Origin of the sequence: Psychrobacter pasteurii, assembly GCF_900162815.1 — a bacterium.
Classification (GTDB): Bacteria; Pseudomonadota; Gammaproteobacteria; order Pseudomonadales; family Moraxellaceae; genus Psychrobacter; species Psychrobacter pasteurii.
Window position 1 is genome coordinate 1 of record NZ_FUGD01000024.1, and the last position, 20,824, is coordinate 20,824.

A 20,824-nucleotide genomic window follows, 5' to 3' on the forward strand; every position below is an offset into this window, starting at 1 on the left:
TTTGTCTCTATTGCAGTTGAAATAGATGCTGTAAACCTTACCAAAAAGAGAGGCAGACACACAGGTAAGCAAACTGGTGTAGACTTAGGTATTACTGACTTAATCACCTTGTCAGACAGTACTAAAGTCAAAGCGCCCAAGCCCCTTAAGACGAAACTCAACAAACTCAAAAGGTTGAGTCGTCAATTAAGCCGTAAACAAAAAGGCAGTAACAATCGTGCTAAAGCGAAAGCCAAGCTATCACGATTGCACCTGCAAATTAGTAATATCCGTAAAGACGCTCTACATAAGCTTACTACTGGCTTGGTGAGTGAGTATGATGTTATTGCAATTGAAAACCTAAACACCAAAGGCATGATGCAAAACCGTAAGCTAAGTCGAGCGATCAGTGACTTAGGTTTTTATGAGTTTAAGCGTCAGCTTGTTTATAAAGCCAATCAATACGGTAAAACCGTCAAAGAGTTAGATAGATGGTTTCCATCCTCTAAGACTTGTTCTAATTGCGGTCACTTGCTGACCAAAGACGAATTACCCTTATCAGTTAGACGATGGCAGTGTCCGTGTTGTCAGCAGGCAAATGATAGAGATGTCAATGCCAGTATCAATATACTGCAACATGCAGATAAAGTGTTAACCCATCACTGATGGGTTAAAAAAAGCGGTGAGTTCCACCGTGTTAGCCTGTGGAGACGATGTAAGACCTGAGTGTAATCACAATGGCAGACGTCTATGAAGCAGGAAGAAAACGCTAAAACTATGTGAGTAGGTTTAGGTAAGTTTTTCGGAACGGCTAGCCAAATAGCAGATTGCCCCTAAAAAGGCTAAAAATATTGTAAAATAAAATAATAATGGCAGGATGCATTCCTGTCATTTTTGTTTTTAGGGGTTAATAGCCCTCTTTATTATCTACCTCATCCAACCATCAAGCAATCTAAGGGCGCCTATGTCTACTCAAACTGAGCATAAAGTCAAACCAGAACCCCTCTCAGAAAGCTATGATCGCGCTGAAGACAAGCTTATTTCTCTACAAACGCTAGTAGCAGACAGAGATCTGGCTACGATGGCTGAGTTCTTAAATGAGCAGTCTGAGTATGAAATTGCTAGCCTATTAGAATCCTTCCCTCACGACTCCCGCCAGCTAATTTGGGAGCAAGTACCTGTCGACTTAAAAGGTCAAGTACTGGCTGAAGTAGTCGATGACATTCGCCCTTCCTTGATGGAAAATATGCAAGCAGAAGAGATTGAAACGCTTGCTGAAGACCTAGATGCTCAAGACATTGCTGAGATTCTAGACACCGTTGATGACAAGGTGCGCTCGGAGGTCATGTCTAACCTTGATGAGGATATTCGTCAGCAGGTCAGCCAACTGAATACTTATGAAGAGTATGAAGTGGGTGACTATATGGATCCAGATACCATTCAGATTCAAGGTAATATTACCTTAGAGGAAGTCCAAAACTGGCTGCGTCAAGATGAAGATCTACTAGATGATGAGACTCAAGAACTTATCGTGGTCGATGCTAGCCATCAGCTACTGGGGCTATTAAGCTTGGTGGATCTGATTAAGTATCCGCAGCAATCTTTGGTTGAGCAGTGGATTGACCCTGCCATTACCATCAACGATAGAATGGATATCCAAGATGCGGCCGCAGTATTTCGCTCCTCCGATATCCGCTATGCGCCAGTGGTAAATAGCTTTGGCGAGCTAGTCGGTCAGCTAAACGCCGAGGACATCATGGAAATTATCCAAGATGATGTGGACAGCACCATGAAGCACTTAGCCGGTGTTAGCGATGACGAAGAGCTGTTTGCGCCTATTTTACGTAGTGCCAAAAGCCGTAGCGTCTGGCTCGGTATCAATCTATTAACCGCCCTACTCGCTGCCTCTGTCATTGGTCAATTTGAAGAAGTGCTCGCTCATGTGGTGGCTTTAGCGGTATTAATGCCGGTGGTGGCTAGTATGGGCGGTATCTCTGGTAGTCAAACCCTAACCGTGGTTATTCGTGGTTTGGCCATGGGTCAAATCGGGGGTTCCAACCGCTTGTGGCTCATGAATAAAGAGCTGTGGGTTGGTGCCATTAACGGCGTTATTTGGGCAGTGATTATGGCTGGTATAGCTCAGCTATGGTTCCATGACCCCAAGATTAGCTTGGTCATTGGCTGTGCGATTGCCATTAATATGACCGCCGCTAACGTAGCTGGTATTGGTATTCCGCTGTTTTTAAAGCGTCTAGATATTGACCCTGCTCTATCCGCTTCCGTTATTCTGACCACAGTCACGGATATTGTCGGCTTTATGTCCTTCTTAGGTTTGGCCAGTTGGTTAATTCTATAACGCTTTATTTAAAGCAGATTGATTTAAAGGTTATTGGCTTAATAGCGATTGATTTTATAAGCAGATACATTAGACTGGGCGCACTTTAATCTCGATTTTGACGTTATTTATCTCAATCAACTTTAGTCTAACCCTTTAAACCATTATTAAAACAACGAAACACAAACAACGGATAAATTATGAACTCTGTACAAGTTAAAATTTTAAACCCAAAAATTGGTACTGACCCTAACTTCCCTATGCCAACACGGGCTACCGATGGCTCAGCCGGGATTGATTTGCGTGCTTGCATCGATGAGCCTGTGACTATTAAAGCCGGTGAAACTAAATTAATTGGTACCGGTATGGCCATTTATATTGCTGACCCAAACTACGCTGGCATTATCCTGCCACGCTCAGGCTTAGGTCATAAGCATGGCATCGTACTGGGTAACTTGGTTGGCCTAATTGATGCCGACTACCAAGGTGAGCTGATGGTGAGTGTTTGGAACCGTAGCGACAGCGACTTTGTTTTGAACCCAGCAGAACGCATGGCTCAATACATGGTGGTGCCTGTTGTACGCCCAACCTTTGAAATCGTTGACGACTTTAATGAGCTCAGCGAACGTGGTGCTGGCGGCTTCGGTCACTCAGGCCGTCAGTAGAGCGCTTAACTTCAGAGTATCAAGACGGGATTTTTTTAGAAGATAGCATCTGGGCTTAAAAGTGCTATTATTATAGGTTTATAAAGTTATAATGATGGTTTCTTATATTTTGGAGCTTCGCTTTGTCCTTGACTGCCTTTAGCGACCAACGCGCCCTGTTCAAAGCTTATGATATCCGTGGTGAGCGCGCCTTATTCACGGCGCAGTTCACGGCAGCATTAAGTGATGCGCTTGCTCGTCAATTTGTTCATCATGCTAATGTCAGCCAGGTCGTCATTGGCTTTGATGCCCGTCATTATAGCGAGACGCTTGCTAAGCAGATGGCCTCTAGCTTTCAAGCTTATGGCTTTGAGGTTATCTGGTTAGGCTTAGTGACCACACCACTGATGGCGTTTTGGGCCAATCAATATCAAGGCCATGGGGTTATTGCTACTGCCAGTCACTCTGAGCCGCATATCAACGGCATAAAGTGGCTGATAAATAGTCAGTCTCCAAGCAGTGAGCAGATCCAAGAGGTGTATCAGCAGTTGTTTGACTACTCTAGTGATACCGAGAGAATTGCAGACAAGAATAGTGCTAAGGTCAATTCTAAGCCAGGCACTGCGCTGCCTAACCCCACCCCTCAGCAAACCCTCTTGCCGAAAAAAGATATTTTAAATCTTTATATCAATAAAGCTGTCGAAGCTATTACCCGTATCAATCAATCACGTCTCAAGGCAACCCTCCCCGCCTGCCAGCCTAATATCGAGCCTGAAGCCTCTGCTTTTAAGGTGGTCATTGATTGTTTAAATGGCTCTACTGGGCTCTTCGCTGAAGCTTTTTACACAGCACATCCTTGTTTATGCTCAGAAGTTATTTTGCTGAATGCCAATACTGATGGTAATTTTCCAAAAGGCAATCCCGACCCGATGGAATACAATCGCCTGCATGAGCTTTCTGCAGCCGTAGTAAATCATAAAGCTGATCTAGGATTAAGCTTCGATGGCGATGGCGACCGATTGATGGTGGTTGATAGTAGCGGCCAGCCCTTGGTAGCGGATCACTTGTTATACCTTTTATCTCGGGTAGCCATAGAAGATCATTTTAAGTCTACCGCTTGTAACAACTCTGATGCGTGCTCTCCGACCGTTATCTTCGATGTGAAATGCTCACATCATCTGCCCACTTTGATACAACAAGCTGGAGCTCAGGCCCAAATTAGTAAAACCGGCAGCAGCATCTTACGCCGCGCCTTACAAGCCAAAAAAGACGGCACAGAGTCTCATATCTTATTTGCCGGCGAGCTTTCAGGGCATTTTATCTTTAACGATGGCTACTTTTTATTGCACGACGATGCCATGTATGCCGGGTTGCGCCTGTTAAACTGGCTACACCATCAGCCTAGAACGTTATCTGAAATCATCGATACTTTACCAGAGATGGTTAGCACCCCAGACGTCTATCTGCCTTTGGCTGACTACTCATATAGTGTGTCACAAGATACGACTCTCTCTGAAGATCAGCAGAGCTCTCAGCCTATATTAGATAAGCTGTCTGCTCTGTGTCAAAAGCTTCAGAGCAACATAAAAGATTTGCCCGTCTCATTGCCATCAGATGCTAGACTCACCTGCATTGACGGCTTACGTTTGGATTTCACCAACGGATTTGGCATCATTCGCTCCTCAAACACCAGCAACAGTTTGACGGTACGCTTTGCCGGTGACTCCCTATCTGACTTAACTCAAATACAGGGCTATTTTGTCAGCCTTTGCCAGTCAATCAGTCAAGATTTGGCCAATCAGGTAGCCAATATCCAGGTAAATCAGTAGAATAATAAAACGTATGTAAACTATTTTTTAAATTCCCGACTTTCATATCACAAAAAAAAGAGTCCCTCATGTCCTTAAATCTAGCCCAAGCCAAAACCACTGCTCAAGTATTAACCACTGCCCTACCTTACATTCAGCGCTTTGAAGACAAGATCATTGTGGTGAAATACGGTGGCAATGCCATGACTGACCCAGAGCTTGAAAGCTCTTTTGCGCGTGATGTGGTTCTGCTAAAAACAGTGGGACTGCACCCTGTTGTGGTTCATGGCGGTGGCCCTCAAGTAGATAACTTACTAAAAGAGCTAGGTCGTGAGTCAGATCGAATTGATGGCATGCGAGTTACTACCAAGTCCACTATGGACGTGGTGGAGATGGTATTAGGCGGTAGCGTCAACAAGTCTATTGTCAGCCTGATTAATAAGCATGGGGGCCGTGCTATTGGATTAACCGGTAAAGACGCCAACTTAATTCGTGCCAAAAAACTGCTTATGACTAAGACAGACGAGCAAGGCAATAGCAGTGACATCGATTTAGGTTTTGTGGGTGAAGTGGTGAGCGTCAATAAAGACGTTATCATGATGCTTATTGGATCAAACTTTATTCCGGTTATTGCCCCAATTGGTGTGGATAATGAAGGCAACAGTTACAACATTAATGCTGACTTAGTGGCTGGTAAAGTGGCTGAATTCCTACATGCTGAAAAACTAATGCTACTTACCAACATCAAAGGCGTTATGAACAAAGAAGGCAACGTAGTCACTGGGTTAACTCCGAAAAAAGTCGCCGAAATGATTGAAGATGGCACCATTTCAGGGGGCATGATTCCAAAAATACAGTGTGCGTTAGATGCGGTACTGGGCGGCGTAAAAAGTGCGGTTATCGTTGATGGCCGTGTGCCTAACGCGACCCTACTTGAAATCTTTACCAATGAAGGAGTGGGCACCCTAATTAGCCGTGATTTAGACTCTGCTTTAAGCTAATTAGCCCCTAAACTTAGGGATTGGTTTTTAACAAAGCATTTAGTAAACCAGTTAAAAAACAAAAGGGCACCCGTAATGGTCGTGCCCTTTTGCTTTTTACTAAAATTACTATTTTATCAAAGCTTTAACTCACAGTTTAGGCGGTGAAAGCTTGCTCAAATTCTGACTCATTAAAGCCACAAAGTAGGACTCTACCTCCTTGAGCCTCGCCTTCTACGATAGGACGTTTAATCATACTGGTGTTTTCAACCAACACCTCAATCGCTGTGTCAACATTAGCATCGGCCGCTGCTTTTTGCTCATCGGTAAGCTTGCGCCAAGTGGTCCCTCGTTTATTGAGCACTTTTTCAATGCCTAACTCATCAACCCAGCGCTGCACACTTTGCTTATCGATGCCTTGCTTCTTATAATCATGGAATTGATAGTCAACACCAAACTCGTCTAACTTGGTGAAGGCTTTTTTCATAGTGCTGCAAGATTTAATACCATAAATGGTTATCGCCATGGATATCTCCTAGTGTTTTTATAGCCGTTATATTGAAAAAAGTTTTGACAAGCTTAATAGTTAGCGCCTTATAAATCCAGTGACCACCAATATCCGGTTAAAATTGGTGCTTACCATCGCAATTTTAGTCAATTTAAGCTATTCTATCGTATCTGAATTTCCCTATTATTTATTACCCTTTTTTTATTCAAACCTTTAAAAAACATCTAACTTAGAGCCTATTATGAGCACCACAGCAACTGAACAGACAAATTCAAATCATTATCACCCAAAACAAATCGAAGCTGAACAACAGGCTAAATGGGAAGCGGATAAGCGCTTTGAAGTAAGCAACGACATCAGCAAAGATGAAAAAACGCGTTATATGCTGTCTATGTTCCCTTATCCAAGTGGCAAGCTGCATATGGGACACGTTCGTAACTACACTATTTCAGATGTGCTCAGCCGTTATTATCGTTTAAAAGGTGACCAAGTTTTACAGCCTATGGGTTGGGATGCGTTTGGTATGCCTGCCGAAAACGCGGCCATTGCCAACCAAGTTGCTCCTGCAAAATGGACCTTCTCAAACATTGACAATATGCGTACCCAGTTAAAGACTTTGGGTCTATCTATCGACTGGTCACGTGAGTTTGCTACTTGTACCCCTGAATATTATCGCTGGGAGCAATGGTTCTTCTTACAGCTTTACAAAAAAGGCTTGGTTTATAAAAAACTGGCCACCGTAAACTGGGACCCAGTAGACAATACAGTATTGGCTAACGAACAAGTCATTGATGGTAAAGGTTGGCGCAGTGGGGCTCCTGTCGAAAAACGCGACATCCCTATGTACTACTTCAAAATCACAGATTACGCCGATGAGCTGTTAGATGATTTAGATCAATTAGAAGGACAGTGGCCAAGCGACGTTATCACCATGCAGCGCAACTGGATTGGTCGCAGCCCAGGTATGGAAGTTCATTTCCCGTACAAAAACAGCGATGACATCAGCACTTTAGACGTCTTCACTACCCGCCCTGATACCTTAATGGGCGTGACTTACGTGGCTGTGGCTGCTGAACACCGTTTGGCCAAGTTAGCCGCTGAGCAAAACCCAAAAATCGCTGAATTCTGCGAGCTATGCAAAAAAGGCTCTGTGGCGGAAGCTGACCTTGCCAAAGCTGAAAAAATTGGTATGGATACAGGCCTAACCGTTACCCATCCATTAACTGGCGAAGAGGTACCAGTTTGGGTAGCCAACTATGTGTTAATAAGCTACGGCTCTGGTGCTGTGATGGCAGTTCCTGCTCACGATGAGCGTGACTTCGAATTTGCTAGTAAATACAACCTGCCAATCAAAACAGTCATCGAAACGCCAGAAGGCCATGAAGGCGCTTACACTGAGCGTGGTAAATTAGTTAACTCAGGTGAGTTTGACGGCTTAGACTTTGACGGCTCATTTGAAGCCATGTTAGCCAAACTTGAATCTCAAAACCTAGCTTCACGTAAGATTCAATATCGTCTACGCGACTGGGGTGTATCACGCCAGCGTTATTGGGGCTGCCCAATCCCAATGATTAACTGTGAGTACTGTGGTAACGTTCCTGTTGATGAAGCCGACTTACCTATCAAGCTACCAACAGATGTCGTACCTGATGGCCGCGGTAACCCACTGAAGAATATCCCTGATTTTGTAAACACCACTTGTCCTAAATGTGGTGGCCCAGCTGAGCGTGAGACCGATACTTTTGATACCTTCATGGAATCAAGCTGGTACTATGCGCGTTTTGCTAGCCCCAATGATGATACTCAAATGGTCGATAAATCAGCTGCCGACACTTGGCTTCCTGTCGATCAGTATGTGGGCGGTGTTGAGCACGCGGTAATGCACCTATTGTATGCCCGCTTCTATCACAAGCTAATGCGTGATGAAGGCTTGGTATCAGGTGATGAGCCATTTAAGAACCTACTGACTCAAGGTATGGTATTGGCCGGCACTTTATATCGTAGCAATGAAGACGGCAGTAAAACCTACTACTTCGCCGAAGATGTAGACATCAATTATGATGACCGTGGTCAGCCTATCAATGCGACGTTAAAAGCAGATGGCCAACCTGTCACTATCGGTAAGATCGAGAAGATGTCGAAGTCGAAGAACAACGGCGTAGACCCGCAAACCACTATTGATCAGTATGGAGCAGATACGGTTCGTTTGTACACCCTGTTTGCCGCACCTGCTGATCAAACCTTAGAGTGGTCAGATGACTCACTAAAAGGCCCTTATAACTTCTTGAAAAAAGTGTGGCGTGAAGTACAAACCCACATTGAGTCTTTACAAGAACAAGGGGTTGCGGTTACTGACTTGCCAGCTATTTCTACCATCGATAGCAGTGAGCTTGACAGCTTAGCGAAAAACTTACGCCGTAAGACTCATGAAGTTATTGCCAAGATTGATAATGACTTAGGCGATCGTTTATCGCTGAATACACCTGTCTCAAGCTTAATGGAGTTGGCCAACGAGATCGGTACTTTCATTGCCAAAAACAAACAAGTTAACGTCACAACGTTAGCCGTGCAGCATGAAGCTATCACCACGTTACTGACTATCTTATCGGTTTATGCACCGCACATTGCAGAGCATCTACTTGAAGAGTTGGATGTAGACACCCTGAACTTAACCTATCCTACTGCAGATGAATCTGCGTTGGTTCAAGACACCATCACTATGGTAGTTCAGGTTAATGGTAAGGTACGTGGCAAGATGGAAGTGGCCCCTAATAGCGACCCTGAAGATCTTAAAGCACAGGCCAAACAAATCGAGACTGTCGCTAAGTACCTAACTGGCGAGATTAAAAAAGAAATCGTTGTGCCTAACAAGCTAGTTAACATTGTAGTGGTAGGATAAATCATGACTCATCTATCAGCCCAAACTGAGACTCGTTCTGTTGCTACAAATAAGCGTGGTGCTCTGTGCACTGCGCTATTAACGGCAGCTCTAGTTGGAGCCCCGCTTATGTTGAGCAGCTGTGGTTTTCATTTGCGTGGCTATGATAGTCCTATGACTTATGCAGTACAAAGCACTCGACTGAGTCTTAATGACAATGATCCCACCAGCTTTCGCTTAAAACAGCCGCTCACACAGCGCTTGAATGCGGTTGGTATCAATGTGGTTGATGACATTGGCCGTCAAATTAATAGCAGTGATAAGCAGTATACTTCTACTATTCGTGTAGAAAATATAAGGCTTAAACGCTACGAATTGGTCGGTGTCTTGACTGAGGTTCGCTTAGTATTGTCGGCCGATGTGTTTTACGAAACGCTAAATAACACTCAAGGCCAGCCTAATGAGCCTATGACGGTAAAAAACCAGGTGCAAGTAGAGCGTACTTATCAGTTTGATGAAGCTTCAGTCAGTACGGACGATAAGCAAGGTAAGCAGATTGAAGAATGGCTGTATAGAAACTTAGCCCAGCGTATTACCGATCAATACGTTGCACTAAATTTACCTCGCGTTGCGCCAGAAGCTAAGCCTGATGACTCTAAGATTGCCGTCTTGGTCCCTACCGACTCAGCCTCAGCTGATACAGAGTCTACGCCCTAAGCTATGGAAGATACTTTTTTAAATGTCTACCCAAAGCTCAGTGCTGCTGACACTAACAACCCTCTTAACTTAACAGGATTGTGGTTGGCTCATGGCGATGAGCCTCTATTACAACAGTGGCTCATCGATGCCATGCGTAGCTCTTGGCGGGCACAAAATCTGGCCATCAAGCGTGTAGAATTGGTGTCTAGTAAAACCTGGCAAGAAGTCATGGGTGAGCTTAACAGCTTATCTTTATTTGACGATGCCACAGCAGTTATCGTCACTGGCAACCATAAGCCTGATAAAGCCATGCTACAGGAGCTTGAGAGCTTTGCCAGTATGGCCAATAGCGGTGACAACCAAAACTGTATGCTATGGCTAACAGGCAAAGTAGATAACCGTTCAAAAAGCAGTAAATGGTACGTGCCCTTTGCTCAACAAGGGCATGTCATTGACTGTAATCTATACAATGAAAATCAGCGCCAACAGCTTCTAACCTTCCAAGCACAAAAATTTGGGCTAAACCTATTACCCGAAGCTTGGCAATTTTTGATGGTACAGACCGAGCATCATTTGCTCAGTGCCTATCAAGCCTTATGGCGCTTATCTTATTTATATTCACCACAGACCATCTCTCCAAATGAGTCAGCCATTGATACAAGTGAGCTAGACCCTGCTGCGGCGAACACTGCTACCACAATCGATGTCGCGGCCTTAAAAAACGCCTTGGTCAGTGATGCACAATACAGTGTATTTGATTTGTCCGATGCCATGCTGGCTGGTAATGCCGCTCAAGTGGTTAAAATTATCGAGCAATTAAAAGCCACAGAAGAGCCCACCCCTTTGATACTTTGGGCCATTAGTAAAGACATGCGCCTGATTATGCAGCTTATGGCAGGTGAAAACCCACAAAGCATAGGGATTTGGAGTAGCAAGCAATCCTTATATCAAAGTGCTTGCCGACGCCAGACCCCTCAGAGCATTGCCGATTGGCCAGACATTCTTTATCAATGTGACAAAGCAGTAAAAGGCATCGTACGCCAACCGGCTTGGGAGCTTATGTTGCAAGCCGCTCTTAGAGTCACCGGACATCGACTGTTTTATTAAGCCCAATTAAGCTTATTACACCCAATCATCTTTGTTATTACTCAAAATAACAGCTCTGTCCACCTCAATTTTTATTTCCCTATCTCTTACCAACCACTTCTCTCCAATCTTTTATTCAGTATTAACAGACTGTTGTAACCTTTCTTAAACTTAATACCATGGTCTTTTTATGCTACTGCGGTATCATAAGTTTATTTAAAATTAGGTTCCGGACTGTGACATGGCTTTTATCTCTAATCAGAAAACCCGAAAGTCTCTTATAAAATGGAGCATCATAGGCTTAGTTGTTTTGGCTTTAGGCATACTGCTGTATAACAAATTCAAACCCAAAGAAGAGGCGCCAAACTACATTACCACGCCTGCTAAGACAGGAGACATTGAGCGTAATGTGATGGCTTCAGGGAAAGTAAAGGCACTGAACACAGTCGATGTCGGGGCTCAGGTTTCAGGGGAAGTCACAAGACTCTACGTGGATGTTGGAGATGAAGTCAAAAAAGGCGATCTTATTGCCCAAATCGATCAAGTGACCCAAAAAAACACCCTCTCCAACCAGCAAGCCACTTTAGAACAAGGTCGAGCTGGTCTACGAAGTGCTCAAGCTGAATACTATAGCCGAAAAGCTGGGTTAGAAAGCGCCCAAGCCGATCTCGCCAGCCGTGAAGCGGACTTAAAGCAGGCCATCTCTGATTATGACCGCTTAAGACCCCTTTTGGCGCAAGATGCGATTAGCCAACAAGAAGTTCAAACTGCAAAAACCAATGTGGATAAAGCTAGGGCCAGTGTGGCTGCAGCGAAAGCCGCCATTAAAACAGCCCAAGCCGCTGTGGTAACCGCTCAAGCTAACATTGCCAGTAACGAGGCAGACATTCGCAAAGCTGAGACCAACTTAAGTACGGCCAGTACCGACTTAGGCTACACCACCATTCGCGCCCCTATTGACGGCACTGTGGTGGCTGTGGTCACTGAACAAGGGACTACTGTTAACGCCAATCAAGCCGCACCAACTATTGTGACTTTAGCCGATTTATCAACGGTGCGCATCAATGCCCAAATCTCTGAAGCAGATGTGATCAACGTCAAAGCCGGAATGCCTGTATATTTCAATACCATTGGTAATCCTGATCAAAAATACGATGCTGTGTTAACGGCTATTGAGCCAGCGCCAGAGCAAATCAGTACCACCAGCTCGACCGACTCTGCCATTTATTATATTGGGTACGTCGAAGTCCCGAATCCTGAACGCCGCTTTCGTATTGATATGACCGCGCAAGTTTATGTGGTTATCGACAAGGCAAGCAATACCTTAATGGTACCTTCTGCGGCAATTAGAAAAGGTGGCGGCTCTGACTCTAGTCCTAACGGTACTTATGTCCGAGTCCTAAAAGCTGATGAGAGTGTCGAAGATCGTCCTGTCAAAGTCGGTATTGATAATAGAGTCAATGCCCAGATTTTAAGCGGGCTTAAAGCAGGCGAAGCAGTCATTATTGGCGAGAACTCAGGCAAATCCGGTCAGGAGCAAAGCCGTCGCCGTCGTCCGCCTGGTATGTAATGCTTAGCACCCCTAACCTGTTACTTACTGACTTTAACTTTGAAATTAACTTAGACTTAGGCCAGTTTTTTATTACCTTTGCCTGAACTGAAGATTTTGCTATGACCACACCTAAGCCACCAATAGGTAACCCTACTGCATCCGACCTAGTGCCAAACAGGACCGCCTCATCGCCAAAATCTGGGGCAGAGCCGATCATGCAGCTTAAGGGCATCATCCGCGAATTTCCCGCGGGTGAACAAACCATTCGTATTTTGCATGATATTGATTTGACTATTTATCAAGGTGAAATGGTAGCCATCATTGGTCAGTCTGGCTCTGGTAAGTCAACCTTGATGAATATCTTAGGCTGCTTAGATAAAGCCACTGCGGGTGACTACTTAATCTTCGGTAAATCAGTCAAACAGCTTGACGCTGATGAGTTAGCTAAGCTGCGTCGTGAACATTTTGGCTTTATTTTCCAAAGGTATCATCTACTTGGCGATATTGACGCTCGCGATAACGTTGCTGTACCAGCCGTCTATGCAGGAATGGACAATAAGGTTCGCGCCCAGCGTGCCGAGCAGCTTCTTACGGACTTAGGGTTGGGTGATAAGGTTCATAACCGACCAAGCCAACTGTCTGGCGGACAACAGCAGCGCGTATCAGTCGCCCGAGCTTTGATGAATGGCGGCGATGTCATCTTAGCCGATGAGCCCACAGGGGCTTTGGACAGTAAATCAGGCAAAGATGTCTTACAGATTTTAAATAACTTAAACAAACAAGGTCATACGGTAATTATGGTCACCCATGACCCGAGCATTGCCGAGCAAGCAGAGCGGGTCATTGAGCTTAAAGACGGACGCATTATTGCCGATTACCGCAATGATAACTTTAGAGCTGAAGAAAGTACTGAAACCTCCGCTTCTAAAGAGACCACACAAGCTGACTCGCCTAGTCCTTCAAGAACTCTACACCACAAACAAAAAAGTCGTCTGGGCTCATTAATTGACCGCTTATCTGAAGCCTTTAGAATGTCCGTATTGGCGATGCGTGCTCATAAGATGCGCACCTTATTGACCATGTTAGGTATTATCATTGGTATTGCCTCAGTAGTCTCTGTGGTGGGCTTAGGTCAAGGGTCACAACAGCAAATCTTGTCCAATATCAGCTCCCTAGGTACCAACACCATCACCGTTATTGACGGCTATCCTTATGGTGACCCCAGACGGCGATACAATGATGACAACCTGACTCCCGATGATGCCAAAGCTGTGGCCGATCAGCCTTATGTGGTCAGTGTCAGCCCGCAGCTAGATGCCAGTGCCAGCGTCCGCTATCGCAATGTCCAAGAGTCTTCTAGCATCAGTGGTGTCGGCTCTGATTATCTAGAGGTCACTGGAGAAAAGCTGGCAATGGGCCAAGGATTCGATGAGCAAAGCATCTCTCTGCGTATGCAAGATGTCATTATTGATGATAATGCCAAAACCACTTTCTTCCCTGAATTAGAAAATCCAATTGGAGAAGTCTTACTAATTGGTAATGTTCCAGGCCGTGTGATTGGAGTTTTAGAGCCTAACGACAATGGCTTTGGACGCTCTAGTGATAGCCCCACAATTTATATGCCTTATACCACCATGATGTCGCGTATTGTGGGGGGTGATACCATTGACCGCTTTGTGGTGCTGATTGATAACCAAATCTCAACCAGTGCCGCTGAATCCGCCATTTCAGAGCTGATCGAAGGTCGACATGGCGCTGATGACTTTAGAACCCGTAACTCTGACTCAATCCGTCAAACCATTGAGTCTACCACCAACACCATGACGCTACTCATCTCCTCCATTGCGATTATCTCTTTAGTGGTGGGCGGTATCGGGGTGATGAACATTATGCTAGTCTCAGTAACCGAACGTACCAATGAAATTGGGGTGCGTATGGCGGTGGGCGCGCGTCAAAGTGACATTATGCAGCAGTTTTTGATAGAAGCTGTCCTGGTTTGTATTTTAGGCGGTGGCTTGGGGATATTGCTGGCCTTTATGATTGGAGAGGGGATTAATAGCTTAGGCTCTGACAGCTTTAGCGTTATCTACTCCCCTACTTCTATTATCGCCGCTTTTATTTGCTCTACTTTAATCGGGATTATTTTTGGTTTCCTGCCTGCCCGTAACGCAGCCAAGCTTAATCCAGTGGAGGCTTTATCTAGAGACTAATCTGTTCTGCACGCCGGTACTGGGGTTTAAATAACCATAAATTAAGGCGTGAAATATAAAAAACGGATTAATCTCGAAAAAAATCGAAAAAATTTATATTTAGGGTTGCATTCTCATTTTTGAGGCGTATAATGTGCTCTCACGTTAAGGGGATACAGCAAACCCTTTAAGGTAATATTTAGGGCCGATAGCTCAGTTGGTAGAGCAGTAGACTTTTAATCTATTGGTCCCGCGTTCGAGTCGCGGTCGGCCCACCAAATATTTAAAACCCCGATTAAGTCAGTCGGGGTTTTTCTTTCCAACAGTTTGTCTTAATATGTTATATTCTACTAAGAATTCATATTCTATTTAGACTGTTGATAAGATGCCATAAAGTTGAAATTATTTTTAAATTTATGTTGCATTCTTAAATTTGATAAGTATAATATGCCTCTCTTGTTAGAGAGACACATTAACTCTTCAAGTACTTTAGGGCCGATAGCTCAGTTGGTAGAGCAGTAGACTTTTAATCTATTGGTCCCGCGTTCGAGTCGCGGTCGGCCCACCAAATACTAAAAACCCCAATTAAACTTAAGTTTAATTGGGGTTTTTCTTTGCCTATCGTTTGGGCTATTTTTTGCTACCCATTGACTGTAACGCTTCTAATAATCCTAGTTTGCGAGGGGCCGTGGGCGCCTTATCAATCAAGCTCTGAAAATCTTCATTGTTAATGGTCGACTTCTCACCATGTGCTAACAATAACAAAGACGGCTGTAGGTCTTGAACTTTCCTTAAAGAAGCTATGTACTCTTCCGGATAGGTTATCAAATACGGGGACACAAACTTATTTTTAATTTTTAAAATGAGGTCCGCTGTATAAGCCTGCTTAGTTTGTGGGTGCCATAAAGACAAGTCGCAGTTGGTATGTCCTGGCGTCTCAAATACTACCCAATCTTCAAAATTAGGAATGGCCTCCCCTTCTTTTACCACCACATCTGGCTTTATCGATGGAGAGTACCATTGATATTTAACCTTCTGTTTTCGGCGGTTAGCAACGTAATAGGTTAAACCTAGATCATTAATATGACTAATACGTCCTGATACGCCCTGATACCAGGATTGTGCTTTGCCACTTGCCACAATCTGACAACCTGTCTTCTTCCGTAACAGTTCAGCACCTCCTGCATGATCTGGGTGCATGTGAGACACTACCACAGCTCTTAACTGCTCCACAGGGCGTTTTAGCGTCTTGGTGATGTAATTCAGTATGGTCTCTACATCACTGTAACAGCCCGAATCCAATAACAATAACTTATCAGGATATACCGCAAGGTAGGTGGTCTGAATGTAGCCTTCGATACCCACTATTTCTACTAAACTCATAATTTTCCTAATCCCTGCTCAAAAAACAATCGAATCATAGTAAACCGAGTGTATAGATAGTTTAAGCCTCCATGTTGACCGATAAGTTTTACTGTCTATTTTACTCGCAGAATACGAAGATATAGATGTAAAAAACCAGCCTTAAAAGGCTGGTTTTTATTTAATAAAAAATTAAGGTCGTAAGCTAAAAAGCTTATGCCAAGTCACGCACCTTAGGCTCACGCTCCCATAAACGAGTCTTAGCATTTTCGATAAATTCATCTACTGCATCGAGTGGTGTCACAAACTCATCTTTTTCTATTGGTAGCTTACTTAAGATGTGCTTTTCTGTCGCCGGACAATAAGCAATCGCCTTACAATGGTTAAAGGCATCATTGAACCAATCTAGTGCTGAGCTATCGTTAGCAAGCTTCTTAGCCACATCTGGCATAATGATACTCACCACAGCATCAAACAGCACAGAAGGGGCACCAGCGATTCGCTCATCGGCTTGTACTCGCGTGCCTTCATCTAATACAGCTTCTTTGCTTGGAGCCACAATCTTGACACTTGCCCCTGCTGCTTTCGCCGCCTTTTCAAACTTCTCAATTTGTTCACGGCTTGAGCCCTCACCAATCAAGATACCAATTTGACGACCCTTTAACGTTTTTGGTGACAGGCCAATGGTTTGTACTGCTGGCGATGTAGGCAAGTCTTGAATAGGAGCACTTGGTTTAGGCGCTTCTGGTAACTCCATGCCTAGAGCCTTAGCCACACGTTCTGCCAACTCTTGATCAATGTTGATGAGGTGACCCAGCATACGGGTACGAACGTGAGCGGTGTCCACCTTACCCAACTCAAAGGCAAAGGCAGAAGCAATGTGTGCTTGCTCCGTTGCCGTCTGACTGCGATAGAACATACGAGGTTGGCTATAATGGTCTGCAAAGCTTTCAGCGCGCACTCGTCCTTTCACACCATCATCCAACTGCTCATCATAAGACTTAAAGCCTTGCTTGTAGTTGGCACGAGGCTTATTCGGCTCTAAACTTTGAGGTTCATATAGCGTTCTGCCCTTTGGTACCTGCATTTGCATATGGCCATCTTGTTGGTTATGAGCAAACGGGCATTTTGGCGCATTAATCGGAATTTGTGCAAAGTTTGGTGATCCTAAGCGAGAAAGCTGAGTATCTAGGTAGCTAAACAGACGGCCTTGCAATAACGGGTCATTACTAAAGTCGATGCCTGGTGGCAAGTGCGAGGGACAGAAGGCAACCTGCTCAGTCTCCGCAAAGAAGTTATCTGGATAACGGTTTAACACCATCTTACCGATAATCTTAACCGGTACCAATTCTTCGGGAATAAGCTTGGTGGCATCTAAATGGTCAAATGGGAATTTTTCTGCTTCTTCTTCAGTGAATAACTGAACGCCAAACTCCCATTCAGGATAGTCGCCAGCTTCAATAGATTCAAATAGATCACGACGGTTATAGTCAGGATCAGCCCCTGAAATCTTCACCGCTTCATCCCAGGTTAAACCTTGTACCCCTAATTTGGGCTTCCAGTGGAAACGAACGAAAGTACTCTTGCCTTCTTTGTTAATAAGGCGATAAGAGTGAATACCAAAGCCTTCCATCATGCGTAAGCTACGGGGAATGGCACGGTCACTCATTAACCAAATTAGGTTATGCATGGTTTCAGGCGTTAAGGAGACAAAGTCCCAAAAAGTATCATGCGCTGAGGCGGCCTGCGGGAAACCACGATCCGGTTCAGGCTTAACGGCGTGAACGAAATCTGGGAACTTCATCGCATCTTGAATAAAGAAGATGGGCATATTATTGCCAACGATATCCCAGTTGCCCTCAGAAGTATAAATCTTCACCGCGAACCCACGCACATCACGAGGGGTATCTTTTGAGCCTTTATTCCCTGCGACTGTCGAAAAACGGGTGAATAGCGGAGTCTGCTTGCCTGTCTCTGTCAGAATCTTGGCTGTGGTGTACTCTTCTAAAGATTCCGTTAATTCGAAGTAACCATGAGCACCAGAGCCACGAGCATGGACAATACGCTCAGGAATACGTTCATGATCAAAGTGGGTAATTTTTTCTCGTAAGACGAAATCTTCTAATAAGGCGGGGCCTCTTGGGCCGGCTTTGAGCGAGTTTTGGTTATCAGAGATGACCACACCTTGCTGTGTGGTTAAGTTGGGCACATCTTGCCCTGCTTGATATTGGGGCTCTCCGCCCTTTCCCGTTTGTGGGTTCATATCTTTAGCGGGATCATTATGATTAATATTATCTTTCATTCTTATATCATCCTTGCTTGCTGAGTGAGTTATTTCACAATTCTTCTAGTCTAAAAATGCTAGCTTTTTTTATCTAACTACTTATCTAGCCAATCTACATATTAAACAAAATAGCCAAAATACCTGTTTAGGTTTAGTTAGATATGTATACGCAGTGTTAAGAAGCTTTTCTATTTAACTCACTCAAACTTTACTCAAGGATATATTTAGATTAAGCCATTGATTTAATTGTGAAAATATTTACTAATCACTGCTTCAATATCATGGCGTATCACAGACACACTGGGCATACGCTCAGCATGAAATCTTAAGATAGGAATGCCAGCACTGGCCAAAGCCTTATCCTTCTTATCGTCTGCTTTTTGTCTGGCGACACTGTCATGCGTCCAGTCATCAAGCTCAATGGCAAGCAAGGTAGTTTGAGCATCTCTATCCACCAACACATAATCCACGCTTTGACGGCAGATGCGATTAAACCAAAAGTTTTTGTCACTTCCAGCATCTTCACTGGGTGCAATAATGCGTGAGAGCTGCACCTGACTAAAAACATAATACTCTGGTACTGCTTGTTGCAATTTGGCAAAAAACAACACTTCTGTATCGGTCATTATCGGCATCGGCTCAAAAGGCCAAATTGCTAGATCATCTCCTTTTACCGGTTTTTCTTTTTTATTGTCATGGCGACGCTGAGCAACAATACTCATCATAATAATGAGTGCGACCAACACCATGACCCCTAACATCATAAAGTCCACTAAATCTTACCGCCTTAACTCAAAAACTACTTACCACATGAAGTAATAAAGAATTTATCTATAATCCTTTGTTACCGCTAAATTTTAAAATCATTGAATACTTGTTCTTATTTTAAATACCTTTAAAAACAAACCCTTATATTCATTTGTATTATCGCATTTCTAAGCGATACTGGCCTATACTTTAAGGCTACTCATAAAAAAACACGACAGCTAGTGTCGTGTTTGATTGCAAAGTAGCTCTTTAGGTAAATCAAGTTAAAATACGGGTAGCTTAGCGCCAATATAGCACCCAAGCATTGTTCACATTGGCCTTAGGATCCGCATTGATTTTATCTTTTAAAGCCAAAGCAGCTTCTTTGCCTTTTTCAGGCCCCACAATGACTCGAACCCCTTTACTGGTATTACTGGTCGAAGCAGGATAACCAGCGGCACGAAGCTCTTTGACAATGTCATCGGCTTTTTGTTGGCTATCTGCAAGCGCCACCTGTACTCCGAAGGTTCCTTTGGCTTCACCACTGGCCGCCTTACGACGGGCTTCTGCTAAGCGCTGCTGTGCTTCTCGCTTATTTTGCTCAGCGGCTCTTTTTTGCTCTGCTTCTCGCTGCAATCTTTCTACTTGCTTACGAGAAGGAATGGTAATGTTCTGCCCCACTCTTAACGATGAGTTGGTGCTCATGTTATTGGCTTGAGCCAAGGCTTCTACTGGTACGTTATACTGTCGTGCCAGCTTGATTAAACCATCACCTGGTTTTACTTCATAACCTTGCTGGCTAGTAGGCGCCTTATTGGTAGACGCAGCAGGCTTGGTCTCAGCAGCTTTGGTTTGTTGCGGCTTAGACTGACTGGCATTGCTAGCATTATAATCACGTACCAAACGGTCTATCTGGCTTTGCGAAGGAATAGTAATCTCTTGTCCTACGCGTATGGTAGAGCTTTTCGACAATTTATTGGCCTGAGAAATCGCTTCGACAGGCACATTATATTGACGAGACAACTTAATTAACCCTTCACCACGTTGTACCGTGTGCTTCTGGGTGCTGGTGGGTGCCTTTGAAGAAGCTACTTCAGCTTGTGGCTTCGGCTCAGGCTTTGATTGTGTCGCCTGCGTCTGAGTCTCATTGCGGGCTTGCATCTGCTGCGTGCTACTCACTGGTGTTACCGTCTGCTCAACCGGTCTTGCAGTGACTACCGGGCGCGTTACCGGCGTAGCGGCCTTAGAAGTTTCTTCTGATTCTGGCATTTCATCGACAACAGGTTCAGCGGCTCCACTGCGATACTGCTCATTTTCTAGACGTGCTTTTTGCATGGCCAAAGCTTCTGCTTTTTCTTGCTCAGTCAAAAACTCACGTGTTTTTTGATCCAACTGCGCCATCTTCTTTTCACGCTCAAGTCGCTTTTGCGCCAAGATACGCTCTTCTGTCTCAAGATCAGCAGTTAAGGGATCCTGATCCGTTTTTACAGCCGTACTTACTTGCTCAACTTTTATGGCATTATCAATGTCAGCATCTTTTGGGGCATCCATTTGTTTCACCAAAGACAACAGCAATATGCCGCCTCCAATGAATACGGTTGTACCCAATAGTAATTGTCGTGATGAATCCATATCCAACCCCTTGTAATCTCTCATGCTTAAACAGTTTGATTCAACTAGACTGTTAATAAGTAATATTTATTTATGGATTATAAAGGATTACTCAAGGGATGTCTGCTATCAAGTGTAGTCAAGCCTGCTTAGTTTGGTAAA

General features: G+C 44.3%; 15 protein-coding genes and 2 tRNA genes. 12 read left to right on the forward strand and 5 right to left on the reverse strand.

The features are described from left to right. The 5 genes from A1232T_RS00270 to argB all read left to right on the forward strand — a co-directional run. Window positions 1-645: RNA-guided endonuclease InsQ/TnpB family protein (locus A1232T_RS00270; RefSeq protein WP_143513923.1), on the forward strand; the 645-nt coding region annotated here is incomplete at its 5' end. A gap of 298 nt (window positions 646-943) precedes the next feature. After that, entirely contained in the window at window positions 944-2,335 is a 1,392-nt protein-coding gene (mgtE, locus tag A1232T_RS00275) for a magnesium transporter (protein ID WP_077447494.1), read from the forward strand. A 179-nt stretch (window positions 2,336-2,514) separates the two neighbouring features. Beyond that, window positions 2,515-2,979: a dUTP diphosphatase gene (gene dut / locus A1232T_RS00280; RefSeq protein WP_077447495.1), complete on the forward strand. Its 465-nt coding sequence runs from the start codon at window positions 2,515-2,517 to the stop codon at window positions 2,977-2,979. 122 nt (window positions 2,980-3,101) lie between these two features. Further along, entirely contained in the window at window positions 3,102-4,787 is a 1,686-nt protein-coding gene (locus A1232T_RS00285) for a phosphomannomutase/phosphoglucomutase (protein ID WP_095532702.1), read from the forward strand. Between the two features lie 68 nt (window positions 4,788-4,855). After that, complete coding sequence (gene argB / locus A1232T_RS00290) at window positions 4,856-5,767, forward strand: acetylglutamate kinase (RefSeq protein ID WP_077447497.1); 912 nt, start codon at window positions 4,856-4,858, stop codon at window positions 5,765-5,767. Window positions 5,768-5,903: 136 nt separating this feature from the next. On the opposite strand, the gene A1232T_RS00295 is transcribed toward argB, so the two are convergent. Then, entirely contained in the window at window positions 5,904-6,272 is a 369-nt protein-coding gene (locus A1232T_RS00295; protein ID WP_077447498.1) for an arsenate reductase, read from the reverse strand. A 223-nt stretch (window positions 6,273-6,495) separates the two neighbouring features. Between A1232T_RS00295 and leuS the strand changes: the two genes are divergently transcribed. The 7 genes from leuS (at window position 6,496) to A1232T_RS00330 (ending at window position 15,226) form a co-directional block, all read left to right on the forward strand. Continuing rightward, entirely contained in the window at window positions 6,496-9,153 is a 2,658-nt protein-coding gene (leuS, locus tag A1232T_RS00300; RefSeq protein WP_077447499.1) for a leucine--tRNA ligase, read from the forward strand. A 3-nt stretch (window positions 9,154-9,156) separates the two neighbouring features. Then, entirely contained in the window at window positions 9,157-9,849 is a 693-nt protein-coding gene (locus A1232T_RS00305) for an LPS-assembly lipoprotein LptE (RefSeq protein WP_077447500.1), read from the forward strand. Between the two features lie 3 nt (window positions 9,850-9,852). Beyond that, window positions 9,853-10,938: a DNA polymerase III subunit delta gene (holA, locus tag A1232T_RS00310; RefSeq protein ID WP_077447501.1), complete on the forward strand. Its 1,086-nt coding sequence runs from the start codon at window positions 9,853-9,855 to the stop codon at window positions 10,936-10,938. Window positions 10,939-11,158: 220 nt separating this feature from the next. Continuing rightward, window positions 11,159-12,487 carry an efflux RND transporter periplasmic adaptor subunit gene (locus tag A1232T_RS00315; protein ID WP_077447502.1) on the forward strand — a complete coding sequence of 443 codons (1,329 nt, stop codon included), beginning with the start codon at window positions 11,159-11,161 and terminating at the stop codon, window positions 12,485-12,487. 197 nt (window positions 12,488-12,684) lie between these two features. Further along, window positions 12,685-14,679 (forward strand): MacB family efflux pump subunit, encoded by a 1,995-nt coding sequence (locus tag A1232T_RS00320; protein WP_244152314.1) that lies wholly within the window; start codon window positions 12,685-12,687, stop codon window positions 14,677-14,679. A gap of 181 nt (window positions 14,680-14,860) precedes the next feature. Next, window positions 14,861-14,936 (forward strand) — tRNA-Lys (locus A1232T_RS00325). Window positions 14,937-15,150: 214 nt separating this feature from the next. Further along, a tRNA-Lys gene (locus A1232T_RS00330) sits at window positions 15,151-15,226 on the forward strand. Window positions 15,227-15,288: 62 nt separating this feature from the next. On the opposite strand, the gene A1232T_RS00335 is transcribed toward A1232T_RS00330, so the two are convergent. The 4 genes from A1232T_RS00335 to A1232T_RS00350 all read right to left on the reverse strand — a co-directional run bounded on the left by A1232T_RS00335 (window position 15,289) and on the right by A1232T_RS00350 (window position 20,683). Then, a complete protein-coding gene (locus tag A1232T_RS00335; RefSeq protein ID WP_077447504.1) occupies window positions 15,289-16,041 on the reverse strand; it encodes an MBL fold metallo-hydrolase in 753 nt (250 codons plus the stop codon). A 193-nt stretch (window positions 16,042-16,234) separates the two neighbouring features. Next, window positions 16,235-18,322: a catalase gene (locus A1232T_RS00340; protein ID WP_077447505.1), complete on the reverse strand. Its 2,088-nt coding sequence runs from the start codon at window positions 18,320-18,322 to the stop codon at window positions 16,235-16,237. Window positions 18,323-18,546: 224 nt separating this feature from the next. Further along, the gene (locus A1232T_RS00345) at window positions 18,547-19,068 is read right to left on the reverse strand and encodes a DUF2726 domain-containing protein (protein ID WP_077447525.1); all 522 of its coding nucleotides are present in this window, start codon (window positions 19,066-19,068) and stop codon (window positions 18,547-18,549) included. A gap of 283 nt (window positions 19,069-19,351) precedes the next feature. Beyond that, window positions 19,352-20,683: a LysM peptidoglycan-binding domain-containing protein gene (locus A1232T_RS00350; RefSeq protein WP_167367013.1), complete on the reverse strand. Its 1,332-nt coding sequence runs from the start codon at window positions 20,681-20,683 to the stop codon at window positions 19,352-19,354. Window positions 20,684-20,824 lie beyond the last annotated feature (141 nt).